This is a genomic window from Falsiroseomonas bella (genome assembly GCF_003173615.1).
Classification (GTDB): Bacteria; Pseudomonadota; Alphaproteobacteria; order Acetobacterales; family Acetobacteraceae; genus Falsiroseomonas; species Falsiroseomonas bella.
This window is the reverse complement of record NZ_QGNA01000003.1, coordinates 131,840-143,658: the sequence shown is the minus strand read 5'-3', so window position 1 is coordinate 143,658 and position 11,819 is coordinate 131,840. Positions and strand designations below refer to the sequence as shown.

General features: G+C 72.2%; 13 protein-coding genes. 5 read left to right on the top strand and 8 right to left on the bottom strand.

All coding sequences use genetic code 11. The features are described from left to right. Positions 1 to 42 precede the first annotated feature (42 nt). Both DFH01_RS13210 and DFH01_RS13205 read left to right on the top strand, forming a co-directional pair. Positions 43 to 717, top strand: a complete 675-nt coding sequence (locus tag DFH01_RS13210; RefSeq protein ID WP_109870953.1) for a Crp/Fnr family transcriptional regulator — start codon at positions 43 to 45, stop codon at positions 715 to 717. Next, entirely contained in the window at positions 714 to 2,489 is a 1,776-nt protein-coding gene (locus tag DFH01_RS13205) for a CHASE2 domain-containing protein (protein ID WP_109870952.1), read from the top strand. The genes DFH01_RS13210 and DFH01_RS13205 overlap by 4 nt, the downstream gene beginning before the upstream one ends. Here DFH01_RS13205 and DFH01_RS13200 read toward each other — a convergent pair. After that, complete coding sequence (locus tag DFH01_RS13200) at positions 2,486 to 3,097, bottom strand: FecR domain-containing protein (protein ID WP_109870951.1); 612 nt, start codon at positions 3,095 to 3,097, stop codon at positions 2,486 to 2,488. The two genes, DFH01_RS13205 and DFH01_RS13200, sit on opposite strands and share 4 nt — an antisense overlap. Positions 3,098 to 3,129: 32 nt before the next feature. Next, complete coding sequence (locus DFH01_RS13195; protein ID WP_109870950.1) at positions 3,130 to 3,990, bottom strand: pirin family protein; 861 nt, start codon at positions 3,988 to 3,990, stop codon at positions 3,130 to 3,132. Positions 3,991 to 4,103: 113 nt separating this feature from the next. On the opposite strand from DFH01_RS13195, the gene DFH01_RS13190 reads away from it, so the two are divergent. The 3 genes from DFH01_RS13190 to DFH01_RS13180 all read left to right on the top strand — a co-directional run bounded on the left by DFH01_RS13190 (position 4,104) and on the right by DFH01_RS13180 (position 5,647). Then, positions 4,104 to 4,658 carry a chromate transporter gene (locus tag DFH01_RS13190; protein WP_158287748.1) on the top strand — a complete coding sequence of 185 codons (555 nt, stop codon included), beginning with the start codon at positions 4,104 to 4,106 and terminating at the stop codon, positions 4,656 to 4,658. After that, positions 4,658 to 5,179, top strand: a complete 522-nt coding sequence (locus tag DFH01_RS13185; RefSeq protein WP_109870948.1) for a chromate transporter — start codon at positions 4,658 to 4,660, stop codon at positions 5,177 to 5,179. Before DFH01_RS13190 ends, DFH01_RS13185 begins: the two co-directional genes overlap by 1 nt. Before the next feature lie 153 nt (positions 5,180 to 5,332). Continuing rightward, positions 5,333 to 5,647 carry a hypothetical protein gene (locus DFH01_RS13180; RefSeq protein WP_158287747.1) on the top strand — a complete coding sequence of 105 codons (315 nt, stop codon included), beginning with the start codon at positions 5,333 to 5,335 and terminating at the stop codon, positions 5,645 to 5,647. A gap of 15 nt (positions 5,648 to 5,662) precedes the next feature. Here DFH01_RS13180 and DFH01_RS13175 read toward each other — a convergent pair whose 3' ends face one another. The 6 genes from DFH01_RS13175 to DFH01_RS13150 all read right to left on the bottom strand — a co-directional run bounded on the left by DFH01_RS13175 (position 5,663) and on the right by DFH01_RS13150 (position 11,819). Beyond that, a complete protein-coding gene (locus DFH01_RS13175) occupies positions 5,663 to 6,133 on the bottom strand; it encodes a type II toxin-antitoxin system RatA family toxin (protein WP_109870946.1) in 471 nt (156 codons plus the stop codon). Next, positions 6,133 to 7,104 carry a lipoyl synthase gene (gene lipA, locus DFH01_RS13170; RefSeq protein ID WP_109870945.1) on the bottom strand — a complete coding sequence of 324 codons (972 nt, stop codon included), beginning with the start codon at positions 7,102 to 7,104 and terminating at the stop codon, positions 6,133 to 6,135. The genes DFH01_RS13175 and lipA overlap by 1 nt, the downstream gene beginning before the upstream one ends. A gap of 3 nt (positions 7,105 to 7,107) precedes the next feature. Continuing rightward, positions 7,108 to 8,502: a dihydrolipoyl dehydrogenase gene (gene lpdA / locus DFH01_RS13165; RefSeq protein WP_109870944.1), complete on the bottom strand. Its 1,395-nt coding sequence runs from the start codon at positions 8,500 to 8,502 to the stop codon at positions 7,108 to 7,110. A gap of 5 nt (positions 8,503 to 8,507) precedes the next feature. Next, positions 8,508 to 8,993: a GNAT family N-acetyltransferase gene (locus DFH01_RS13160; RefSeq protein WP_109870943.1), complete on the bottom strand. Its 486-nt coding sequence runs from the start codon at positions 8,991 to 8,993 to the stop codon at positions 8,508 to 8,510. A gap of 114 nt (positions 8,994 to 9,107) precedes the next feature. Then, complete coding sequence (locus DFH01_RS13155) at positions 9,108 to 10,424, bottom strand: pyruvate dehydrogenase complex dihydrolipoamide acetyltransferase (RefSeq protein ID WP_109870942.1); 1,317 nt, start codon at positions 10,422 to 10,424, stop codon at positions 9,108 to 9,110. Positions 10,425 to 10,439: 15 nt separating this feature from the next. Further along, a complete protein-coding gene (locus DFH01_RS13150) occupies positions 10,440 to 11,819 on the bottom strand; it encodes a pyruvate dehydrogenase complex E1 component subunit beta (protein ID WP_109870941.1) in 1,380 nt (459 codons plus the stop codon).

The following is an 11,819-nucleotide window of genomic DNA, read 5'->3' as shown; positions in this document are numbered from 1 at the left end:
CCGCTTGGCGAGGATGCGCCGCGCCGGGCATGCTCCCGCCCCGTGCCTGATCCCGAGACAAGGCGGCTGCTCGGCCGCCTGCCCTTCCTCGGCGGCGTTCCCGACGCCGCGCTCGACCGTCTGGCCGCCATCGCGCGGCCGGTCCGGCACGACGTCGGGGCGCTGCTGTTCCGTCGGGGCGATCCCGGCGAAGGGCTGGTCGTCGTGGTGGACGGGCTGGTGCGGATCCATCTCTCCACCGAGGCGGGGCGGGAACTCACCCTCGGCCTGATCGGGCCGGGCGAGCCGCTGGGCGAGATCGCGCTGATCGATGGCGGGCCGCGCAGCGCGGACGCCACCGCGCTGACGCCGGTGCGCGCGCTGCTGCTGCGCCATGCCGATGCGGCACGGATCATCGGCGAGGACGCGGCGGTCGCGGCCGCGTTGCTGCGCACCCTGGCCGCCCGGCTGCGGCGCACCACGGACCAGGCCGAGGCGGTCGGGCTGCGCAGCCTGCCGGAGCGCGTGGCGATGGCGCTGCTGCAGCTTGCCGCGGCTGATCCCTCCGGCCTGGTGCGCCTGCCGCAGGGCCAGATCGCCGCGCTGGTCGCCGCGACGCGGCCCAAGGTGAATGCCGTGCTGGCCGAGTTCCGCGGCCGCGGGCTGATCGAGCCGGTGCGCGCCGGTCTGAGGCTCAGCGATCCTGCGGGGCTGCGCGGGCTGGCCGCCGGCGGGTGAAGGCGGGCGCTGCCGCCGCTGCGCTGCTGGCGCTGGCCGCGCTGCTGGCGCCCGGCCCTGCGGCGGACATCCGGGAGGCCGCGACCGACCGGCTGATGGCGCTGGTCCCCCGGCCCTCGGAACCCGCCGCGCCGGTGGTGGCGGTGGCGGTGGACGAGGCCTCGCTCGAAGCGGAGGGGCCCTGGCCCTGGCCGCGCGAGAAGCTCGCCGCCCTGGTCACGGCGGTCGCAGAGGCCGGCGCGGCAGCGGTCGCGCTCGACATCGTCGTGGAGGAGCCTGCGGCGGGCGATGCCGCCCTGGCCGAGGCGCTGGGCCTCGTCCCGACCGTGCAGGCGGCGCTCGCCGGGCCGCGCGCGGCGGCGGGATTCGGGGTCGCGCAGCTCGGCGGGCCCGATCTGGCCGGCGTGGCGCTGCTGCCGGGCCTGGCGCCGCCGGCGATCGGCGGCGTGCCCTCGGCCTTCGCGGGCCTGCCGGGCGAGGTGGTGCGCGCCGCGCCCCTGCTGGTGCGGCTCGGCGCGCCGGGGGCGGAGGCGACGGCGGCGCCGGGCCTGGCCCTCGCGGCCATCGCGAGCGCGCTCGGCGAGCGGACGCTGCTGCTGCGCGGCGGCGCACCGATGCGGCTGGAGGTCGGGCCGCTGGTGCTGGACTTCCCGCCGGACGGCCTGCTGCGCCTGCATCCGGCGCGCGAGACCGTGCCCATGCTGCCCGCCACCGCGCTGCTCGACGGCGCGCTGGGGCCGGAGGCGCTGCGCGGGCGGCTGGCGGTGATCGGCGTCACGGCGCCGGGTGCCGCGGCGTTGCGCGGCTCCGTCTTCGGCCCCTTCACCCCCTCCCTGCGCCTGCAGGCAGAGGCGGCGGCGCAGATCGTGGCGGGCTGGCAGCCCAGCCGCCCGCCAGGCGGCGCCATGGCCGAGGCGCTGGCCGCGTTGCTGCTCGGCGCCGTCGCGGCGGTGCTGGTGCGGTGGCGCAGCGGCGCGGGGCTGGTGCTGGCGGCGCTGCTCGCCCTCGGCTGGGTCGGTGCGGCCGCCGCGGTGCTGCGCTTCGGGCCGCTGTTGCTCGACCCGGTGCTGCCGGCAGTGGCGGCCCTGCTCGGCGGCGTGGCGGAGGCGGCCGCGGCGGCGCTGCGCCTCGCGCGGGAGCGCTCTGCGCTGCTCGCCCGCTTCGCGCATCGCCTGCCGACCGGCGTCGCCGACCGCCTGCTCGCATTGCCCGAGGCGGAGCGGCTGCGGCCGGAGCGCTGCAATGTGGCGGTGGTGATGACCGACCTGGCCGGCTTCTCCGCCATGGTGAACCGGACCGCACCGGGCTCGCTGGTGCCGGCGCTCAACGCCTATCTCGCCGGGATCGAGGCGGCGATGCTGGCCGAGGGCGCGACGCTGGAGCGGCTGATCGGCGACAGCGTGCTCGGCGTGTTCGGCGCGCCGCTGCCGCAGGCCGATCACGCGGCGCGGGCGCTGGCCGCGGCGCGCGCGGTGGACCGCTTCGCCGAGGCGTTCCGGGCCACGCCGGAGGCCGCCGCGCTGGGCTGGGGCGAGACGCGGATCGGCGTCGCGGCGGGCGAGGTGCTGGCGGGCGAGATCGGCGGCTCACGCCTCACCTGGGCGGTGTGCGGCGATGCGGCGAACATGGCGGCGCGGCTGCAGGAACTCGGCAAGGAACTCGGCCGGCGGGCGTTGGTGGCGGCGATCGAGGACCCCTCCCTGCCGCCGCCGCTCGGCCGCTTCGCGCTGCGCGGGCTGCCGGGGCAGTGGGAGGTGCGGCCGCTGTCCTAGGTCACCAGCGCAAGGGCGCGCGCGATGCGCGGCGCGCCCCAGCGCGTGACGGGGCCGGGCGGACCGCCCTCGGCCACGTCCACGCCCTCCCCTTCGGTGAGCACGGCCGTCGCGCCGGCGGCCGAGACCGCGACCTGGCCGCGCTCCACGAAGACCGCGTTGCGGCCATCCAGCGTGCCCGCGAAGAAGCGCGTGCCGCGCACGCCAATCGCGGCCCAGGGCAGGGTCAGCGTGGTCGCGCCGCGCCGCGCGCCGGTCTCCGCTGGTGGCAGGTCCATCAGCACCGCGCCGCCGAAGTTGCGGATCGCCGTGCCGGGCCGCGCGCCGCGCAGTGCCGCGCGGTCCACCCGCAGGCTGGCATTCTCGCCGAGCCGCAGTTCCTGCCCGCCTTCCAGCCGGCAGGCGAAGCGCGTCGCCGGGCCGGTGCTGAGCAGGTCCTCGATCATGATCGGCGCGGCGGGCGCGAGCGTCCGCGGCGGCTCGCCGGAAAAGAGCGCGACCGCCGAGCCATCGAGCTGCGTCACCTCCCCCACGCGGGTGCGCGCGGCCAAAGCGGGCAGCGGCAGCCAGGCAGCGGCGGCGAGCGGCAGGAGGGCGCGGCGGAGCATGCGCGATGCTAACGCAGCTTCCGCGCCGGACGCTACGACAGCGTGCCGAAGCGCCCGGCCTGGTAGTCGCGCACCGCCGCGACGATCTCCTCGCGCGTGTTCATCACGAAGGGGCCGTGCGCGACGACCGGCTCGCTCAGCGGCGCGGCATGGCCGAACAGCGCGACGGCGCCTTCCGCACCGGCGACGAGCGCAACGCTGTCGCCGTCATCGGCGAGCTCGACGAGGTTGAACTTCGGCACCGGCGTCCCCGCCACCTCCAGCGTGCCGGCGACGACGTAGAGAAAGACGTTGCGGCCCTGCGGCGCCGGCGCGCTGACGCGCCCGCCGGGCGCCAGGCGCAGCACGGTCATCGCCACGCCGGTGAGCGATTCGAAGGCGCCCTTGTGGCCCTCCCAGGTGCCGGAGATCAGCTCGATCCGCACGCGGCCGTCATCGGCCTCGACCAGCGGGATGTCCTCGCGCTGCAGGCCGGTATAGGCGGGCGCGGTCATCTTCAGCCGGCCCGGCAGGTTCACCCAGAGCTGCAGGATTTCCATCGGCCCGCCGGCGCGCTTGAAACTCTCGGGTGAGACCTCGGCATGGACGAGGCCCCTGCCCGCCGTCATCCACTGCACGCCGCCGGCGCGGATCACGCTCTCATGCCCGCCGCTGTCGAGATGGGCGAGCTCGCCCTCCAGGATGAAGGTCACCGTCTCGAAGCCGCGATGCGGATGCGGGCCGAAGGGCAGGCCCTGGTTGCCCGGCCTGTAGGTCTGCGGACCGTGATGGTTCAGGAACAGGAAGGGGTCCACCTGATCGAGCCCCGGCCCCGGCAGCGGGCGGCGGGTGACGAGGTCCCCGATGTCGTCGCGCATCGCGGGATGGACGGCGACAAGGCTGCGGCTCGGCATCGCATCTCTCCTTCGGGCGCGTGGCATGGCGCCGCATGGCATGTCCGGTCAACGCCCGGCACCGGCTTCCGCGGCGCGCGGCGCCTGCCCATCATGGCGGGGGGAGATTCCGCATGACCGACCTCGCGCCGCCGCCGACGCGGCTGCAGCTGTTCCTGGCCTTCACCCGCGTCGGGCTGTTCGGCTTCGGCGGCGCCGCGGCGCTCGCGCGCCAAGTGGTGGTGGAGGAGAAGCGCTGGTTGTCGGAGCGCGACTACGCCGAGATGCTCGCCGCCGGGCAGGTGCTGCCGGGGCCGAATGTGGGGAACACCTCGGTGATGCTCGGCCGGCGCTTCCACGGCTTCACCGGCGCGCTGGCGGCGAGCAGCGGCTTCTACGCGGTGCCGCTGGTGCTGCTGACCGGGCTGCTGCTGGTCTATGGCAGCGTCGCGGACGATCCGCGCGTGGACAGCTTCATGCACGGCATCGCCGCGGCGGCGGCGGGCATGGTGGTCGGCACGGCGGTGAAGATGGGCCAGAAATTGCGGCCGCCGCCGGAGATGGTGGTGATCGGGCTGCTGGCGACGGCCGCGGCCGCTTGGCTGCGCCTGCCGCTGCCGCTGATCGTGCTGCTGCTGGCGCCCTTCGCCGTCGGCGCCGCGCTGCGCCGCCAGAAGGCGCGCGGCTGATGGGCGGCGTTCTGCTCTCCCTGCTGCTGACCTTCGGCACGCTGTCGCTGCTGGCGGTCGGCGGCGCGAATGCCGTGGTGCCGGAGATGCACCGCCAGATCGTGGAGATCCATGGCTGGCTGGACAGTGCGACCTTCGCGCAGGTCTACGCGCTGGCGCAGGCCGCGCCGGGGCCGAACATCCTGGTGGCCGCGGCGCTGGGCTGGGTGATCGCGGGGCCGGCGGGGATGGGGGCCGCCTTCCTCGGCATCGTCGCGCCGGCCTGGGGGCTGGCCTGGTGGGTGGCGGGCGTGACGGAGCGGCTGGCCGCGAAGCCCTGGCTGAAGGCGGTACGGGCGGGGCTGGTGCCGATCGCGATCGGGCTGATCCTCGCCTCCGGCCTCATCATGGCGCAGGCGGCGGCGGCGCAACTTGTCGGGCTTGCCGTCGCGGTCGTCGCGGCCCTGCTGGTGTGGCGGACGGAGCTGAACCTGCTGTGGGTGCTGGCCGCGGGCGGCGTGGCCGGCCTGGCGTTCCTCTGACGCACAGCGCATCGCGATTTCGCGAGCCTTCCGCAAGGGCAAGGCGTGGCCGCTTTGCCGCAGCGTGGCGGCCAATTCGACGCATTGCGCGCGCCGCGAAGCGGGCCTTACCTCGCCGCCGCCGGCGATGCCGGCGAATGAGGAGGGTGAATGATGTCGCGTATCGAAACGCCTGCGCCCGCGCCTGCGCCCCACGTCGCGGCGCTGCCGGAAAGCCCCTTCGCCGCCAACCTGATGCTGAGCGAGATGGCGGCCCAGATCACACAGGAGATGTTGGATTTCTCGGGCCGCCGCATGCGCGCGCAGATGGAGTTCGTCTCCTCCATGCCGGTCGGCGACGTGAAGGGCATGATGGAGGCGCAGTTCCGCTTCCTCGCGCAGGCCTCGCAGGACTACGCGCAGGAGATGGTGCAGGTGGGCGAGGTGATCCGCCGGATCACGGATGGGCAATCGGCGCCGCGCGGCTGACGCCGCGGGCCGCGGTCAGGCCTCCCGCGGCGCGGGTTCGCCCGCGGGGGGCGCGCTGCGGCGATACAGGATGTAGGCGCGGCGTTCGAAGGCGCGGACCATCAGGCGCACGGCCTCGTTGAACACCGTGCCGATCACCGCCTGCAGCAGGCGCGAGCGGAACTCAAAATCCACGAAGAAATCCACCTCGGTTCCGTTCGGCACCGGCGCGAAGCGCCAGTGGTTGTTCAGGTAGCGGAAGGGGCCGTTCAGGTAGCGCACATGCACATGGTGCGGTCGCTCCAGCGTGACCTGGCTGCGGAAGGTCTCGCGAAACATCTTGAAGCCGATGGTCAGGTCCGCGATCAGCTCGTCTTCGGTGCGCGAGATCACCCGCGCGCCGACGCACCAGGGCAGGAATTCCGGGTAGCGGCGCACATCGGCCACCATGTCGAAGAGCTGCTCCGAGCTGTAGGGGAGCACCTTCTTCTCGGCATGGGTCGGCATCAGGCGGCCTTCAGCCGCGCCTCGCGCGCCGCACGCAGTTGCGCGAAGTCCCGATCCGCGTGATAGGAGCTGCGCGTCAGCGGCGTGGCGGAGACGAGAAGAAAACCCTTGCCCCGCGCGACCTGCGCGTAGTCCGCGAATTCCTCCGGCGTGACGAAGCGGTCCACCGCGGCGTGCTTCACCGTGGGCTGCAGGTACTGGCCGATGGTGAGGAAATCCACTTCCGCGCTCCGCAGATCGTCCATCACCTGCAGCACCTCGATCCGCTTCTCGCCCAGGCCGACCATCAGGCCGGACTTGGTGAAGATGGAGGGATCGAGCTGCTTCACGCGGTCCAGCAGGCGCAGCGAGTGATAGTAGCGCGCCCCGGGTCGAATCGTGGGATAGAGCGCGGGAACCGTCTCGAGATTGTGGTTGAAGACGTCGGGGCGCGCCGAGACGACGACTTCCAGCGCGCCGTCCTTGCGCAGGAAATCGGGCGTCAGGATCTCGATGGTGGTCTCCGGCGCGGCGTCGCGGATGGCGCGGATGGTCTGCGCGAAATGCTCCGCGCCGCCATCGCGAAGGTCGTCGCGGTCCACGCTGGTCACGACGACATGGCGCAGGCCGAGCTTCGCAACGGCATCGGCGACCCGGCGCGGCTCGTCGGTGTCGAGCGGCTTCGGGATGCCGGTGGCGACGTTGCAGAAGGAACAGGCGCGGGTGCAGGTCTCGCCCATGATCATCATGGTGGCGTGGCGCTGCGACCAGCACTCCCCGATGTTCGGGCAGGCCGCTTCCTCACAGACCGTGACCAGGCCGTTGGCGCGCATCAGCGCGTGCGTCTCGCGATAGACCGGGCTGGTGGGCGCCTTCACCCGGATCCAGGCGGGCTTCCGCTGGATGGGGTTGTCGGGCCGATGCGCCTTCTCGGGGTGCCGGTCGGCACCCGTGCGCACGGCACGGTGGTCGATCTCGAGACGGGTGGTCATGACCTAGATATGGATAACCCGGCCGTAGGCGTCCAGAACCGACTCATGCATCGTCTCGCTGACCGTCGGGTGGGGGAAGACGGTGTGCATCAGCTCGGCCTCGGTGGATTCCAGGGTGCGGGCGATGCCGTAGCCCTGGATCATCTCGGTCACCTCCGGGCCGACCATGTGGGCGCCCAGCAGTTCGCCGGTCTTGGCGTCGAAGACGGTCTTCACCAGGCCCTCGGGCTCGCCCATCGCGATGGCCTTGCCGTTGCCGATGAAGGGGAAGCGGCCCACGCGGACCTCGTGGCCGAGTTCCTTGGCACGAGCCTCCGTCAGGCCCACCGAGGCGACCTGCGGGCGGCAGTAGGTGCAGCCGGGGATGTTCAGCACGTCCATCGCATGCGGGTGCTTCCCGGCGATGGCCTCGACACAGATGATCGCCTCGTGGGAGGCCTTGTGCGCCAGCCAGGGCGGGCCTGTGAGGTCGCCGATGGCATAGACGCCGGGCTCGCCGGTGTTGCCGAAGGCGTCGGTGACGACATGGGTGCGGTCCACCTTCACCTTGGTGCCCTCGAGCCCGATGTCCTCGACATTGCCGACGATGCCGACGGCGGAGATCAGGCGGTCGGCGGTGATCTCCTGCACCTTGCCGCCGGCCTCGATGATGGCGGTGACGTTGTCCGCGCCCTTGCGCACGCCCTGCACGCGGGCGCCGGTGAGCAGCTTCATGCCCTGCTTCGTGAAGGATTTGGCGACGAAGGCGGATATCTCGGCGTCCTCCACCGGCAGGATGCGGTCCATGACTTCGACCAGCGTCAACTGGGCGCCCATGTTGAGGTAGAAGCTGGCGAACTCGCTGCCGATCGCGCCGGACCCGACGACGATCAGCGACTTCGGCATCGCCGTGGGGGTCATCGCCTCGCGGTACGTCCAGATCAGCTTGCCGTCCGGCTCCATGCCCGGGATCACGCGCGCCCGCGCGCCGGTGGCGAGGATGATGTGCTTCGCGGCGATATCGGCGACCGGCTTGCCGTCCTTGCTCACGCTGACCTTGCCGGGGCCGGCGAGCTTGCCGTGGCCGTCGAACACCGTGACCTTGTTCTTCTTCATCAGGTGCTTCACGCCGCCGGAAAGCTGGCCGGCGACGCCGCGGCTGCGCTTGATCACCTTGGCGAAGTCGAAGCGGATGTTGTCGGCGGCGAAGCCGTACTGGTCGAGGCTGTGCAGCAGGTGGTTGATCTCGCTCGCGCGCAGCAGCGCCTTGGTCGGGATGCAGCCCCAGTTGAGGCAGATGCCGCCGAGATTCTCGCGCTCCACCAGCGCGGTCTTCATGCCGAGCTGGCTGGCGCGGATCGCCGCGACGTAGCCGCCGGGGCCGCCACCGACGACGACAATATCGAAGTTCTCGGCCATGGTTCTTATCCTTGCCGTGCGGCCAGCGCGTTGAGCGCTTCGCCGGTGAGTTGCTGCAGCGTCCAGCCATCGCGCGGCTTCGCACCGAGGCTGCGATAGAAGGCGATGGAGGGTGCGTTCCAGTCCAGCACGGACCACTCCATCCGGCCGCAGCCCTGCGCCAGCGCGCGGGCCGCGAGGTTTCGGAAGATCGCCTTGCCGATCCCCCTGCCCCGCGCTTCCGGCTTCACGAACACATCCTCGATGTAGAGCGAGGGGCGGCCGACGAAGGTCGAGAAGGAGTAGTACCAGACGGCGAAGCCGACCGGTTCGTCCTTCCAGCGCGCGATCAGCGCCTCGGCGCGGCGGGGTTCGCCGAAGAGGAATTTTCCGAGTGTCGCCTCATCGGCGCGGACCTCGTGCGAGAGGCGCTCGTAGTCGGCGAGCGCGCGGATGAAGTGGAGCACGAGGGGGAGGTCTGCGGGGGTGGCGTCGCGAAGCGAGAGGGTCATGGCGCACAGGCCCCCACCCCAACCCTCCCCCGCACCGCGGGGGAGGGAGACAAAGCCCTCCCCCGCGGTGCGGGGGAGGGTTGGGTGGGGGCAGCGACCACCTCTGCGATCGCCCTACAGCATCAGGCTGAGCGGCTGCTCGACGATGCGCTTGAACTCGGCGATCCACTCCGCCGCCAGCGCGCCGTCCACGATGCGGTGATCCACGGAGAGCGTGCAGGTCATCACCGTCGCGATGGCAAGCGCGCCGTCCTTCACCACCGGCCGCTGCTGCCCGGCGGAGACGGCCAGGATGCCGGCCTGCGGCGGGTTGATGATGGCGGAGAAATCGCTGACGCCGTACATCCCCATGTTGGAGATGCTGAAGCCGCCGCCCTGGAATTCCTCGGGCTTCAGCTTGCCGGCCTTCGCCCGCGCGGCGAGGTCCTTCATCTCGTTGCTGATCGCGGCCAGGCCCTTCTGGTCGGCCTTGCGGATGATCGGCGTGATCAGGCCGTCCGGGATGCTGACCGCCACCGAGATGTCCACGTCGTCGTAGAGGATCGTCGCCTCGTCGGTCCAGGAGGCGTTGACCTTCGGGATGCGCCGCAGCGTCACCGCCGCGGCCTTGATCACCAGGTCGTTGACCGACACCTTGAAGGCGCCCGGGCCGTCCTTCGGCGAGGCCGCGTTGAGCTGCCCGCGCAGCTTCAGCAGCGCGTCCAGCTCGATGTCCATCGTGACGTAGAAGTGCGGGACGGTCTGCTTGGACTCAGAGAGCCGCCGAGCGATGACCTTGCGCATCGTGCTGTGCGGCACCGCCTGGTGCGGCGCCGTGATCGGCGCTGCGGGCGCCGCCGGCTTCGGCGCGGGCGCCGGTGCGGCCGCGGCCGGCTGGGCGACGGGCGCGGCCTTCGGCGCCGGGCCATTGGCCAGCGCAGCCTCCACATCCGCCTTCACGACCCGGCCGTTCGGGCCGGAACCGACGACGCCGGAAAGGTCCAGCCCTGCCTGCTGCGCCATGCGCTTCGCCAGCGGCGAGGCGATCACGCGGTCGCTTGAAGCCGGCGCGGCCTGGCCGTTCGGCTTCGGCGCGGTCGGCACGCTCGGCGTCGCCGCGGTGGCGGCGGCGGCAGCCGGTGCGGGTTCGGTCTTCGGCGTGGCGGGGGCCGGGGCGGGCTTCGCGGCGGGAGCGACATCCGCCTTCTCGCCGGGCTCGACCAGCACGGCGATCACGTCGTTGACCTTCACGCTTGCCGTGCCGTCGGGGACGAGGATCTTGCCGAGGATGCCCTCATCCACGGCTTCGACTTCCATCGTCGCCTTGTCGGTCTCGATCTCGGCGATGATGTCGCCGGCCTTGACCTGGTCACCTTCCTTCTTGAGCCAGCGCGCGAGCGTGCCCTCCGTCATGGTGGGCGAGAGCGCGGGCATCAGGATGTTGGTCGCCATCTGTGCGCGCCCCCTTTACTTGTACGTCACTTTGCGCACGGCCTCGACCACCTGCTCGAGCCGCGGCAGGGCAAGCTTCTCGAGGTTCGCGGCATAGGGCATCGGCACGTCCTCGCCGCAGACGCGGACCGGCGGGGCGTCGAGGTCGTCGAAGCAGTGCTCCAGCACCTGCATCGCGATCTCGGAGCCGATGCCGGCGAAGGGCCAGCCTTCCTCCACCGTGACGATGCGATTGGTCTTGCGCACGCTGCGCGCGATCGTCGCGATGTCGAGCGGGCGGATGGTGCGGAGGTTGATCACCTCGGCGCTGATCCCCTGCGCCGCCAGGGCCTCGGCCGCCTGCATGCAGAGACCGACGGTGATGGAGAACGACACCAGCGTGACGTCGCTGCCCTCGCGCTCCACCTTCGCCTGGCCGATCGGCAGCACGAAATCCTCGGCTGTCGGACAGTCGAAGGTCTGGCCGTACAGGATCTCGTTCTCGAGGAAGATCACCGGGTTCGGGTCGCGGATCGCGGCGCGCAGCAGGCCCTTCGCATCCGCCGCCGACCAGGGCGCGATCACCTTCAGCCCTGGGATATGCGCGTACCAGGAAGCGTATTCCTGGCTGTGCTGCGCGGCGACGCGCGCCGCCGCGCCGTTCGGGCCGCGGAAGGTGATCGGGCAGCCGAGCTGGCCGCCGGACATGTAGAGGGTCTTGGCGGCAGAATTGATGATGTGGTCGATCGCCTGCATCGAGAAGTTGAAGGTCATGAACTCCACGATGGGCTTCAGGCCGGTGAAGGCGGCGCCGACCGCCATGCCGGTGAAGCCGTGCTCCGTGATCGGCATGTCGATCACGCGCTTCGGCCCGAATTCCTCGAGCAGGCCCTGGCTGATCTTGTAGGCGCCCTGGTACTGCGCGACCTCCTCGCCCATCAGGAACACGTCGGGGTCGGCGCGCATCTCGGCGGCCATGGCATCGCGCAGCGCCTCGCGCACGGTGATCGGCTTGGTCGGGCCCCAATCCTTCTCGGGCGCGGCTGCGGCGGGCTGGGCGGGGATGCTGGCGGCGCCCTCCTTCTTCGCCGCGCCGGTCGCGGCGACGGCGCCGTGGTCCTCGGCCTTCGGCAGGGGCGCGGCGGGCTCGCGCGCGGCGGGCGCCGGCGCGGCCCCCGCGCCGCCGTTCAGCTCGGCGATCGGCGTGTTCACCGCCACTGCCTCCGTGCCTTCCGGCACCAGGATCGAGGTGAGCGTGCCCTCGTCCACCGCTTCCACCTCCATCGTCGCCTTGTCGGTCTCGATCTCGGCGATCACGTCGCCGGCCTTGATGGTGTCGCCCTGCTTCTTGAGCCAGCGGGCGAGCTTGCCCTCGGTCATGGTGGGCGAGAGGGCGGGCATCAGGATCTGCGTCAT

Bases quoted from the DNA above. Each gene is read 5' to 3' on its own strand.
- DFH01_RS13200 (WP_109870951.1), bottom strand. From the start codon at position 3,097: ATGCTCCGCCGCGCCCTCCTGCCGCTCGCCGCCGCTGCCTGGCTGCCG.
- DFH01_RS13195 (WP_109870950.1), bottom strand. From the start codon at position 3,990: ATGCCGAGCCGCAGCCTTGTCGCCGTCCATCCCGCGATGCGCGACGAC.
- DFH01_RS13190 (WP_158287748.1), top strand. From the start codon at position 4,104: ATGACCGACCTCGCGCCGCCGCCGACGCGGCTGCAGCTGTTCCTGGCC.
- DFH01_RS13185 (WP_109870948.1), top strand. From the start codon at position 4,658: ATGGGCGGCGTTCTGCTCTCCCTGCTGCTGACCTTCGGCACGCTGTCG.
- DFH01_RS13180 (WP_158287747.1), top strand. From the start codon at position 5,333: ATGTCGCGTATCGAAACGCCTGCGCCCGCGCCTGCGCCCCACGTCGCG.
- DFH01_RS13175 (WP_109870946.1), bottom strand. From the start codon at position 6,133: ATGCCGACCCATGCCGAGAAGAAGGTGCTCCCCTACAGCTCGGAGCAG.
- lipA (WP_109870945.1), bottom strand. From the start codon at position 7,104: ATGACCACCCGTCTCGAGATCGACCACCGTGCCGTGCGCACGGGTGCC.
- lpdA (WP_109870944.1), bottom strand. From the start codon at position 8,502: ATGGCCGAGAACTTCGATATTGTCGTCGTCGGTGGCGGCCCCGGCGGC.
- DFH01_RS13160 (WP_109870943.1), bottom strand. From the start codon at position 8,993: ATGACCCTCTCGCTTCGCGACGCCACCCCCGCAGACCTCCCCCTCGTG.
- DFH01_RS13155 (WP_109870942.1), bottom strand. From the start codon at position 10,424: ATGGCGACCAACATCCTGATGCCCGCGCTCTCGCCCACCATGACGGAG.
- DFH01_RS13150 (WP_109870941.1), bottom strand. From the start codon at position 11,819: ATGACGCAGATCCTGATGCCCGCCCTCTCGCCCACCATGACCGAGGGC.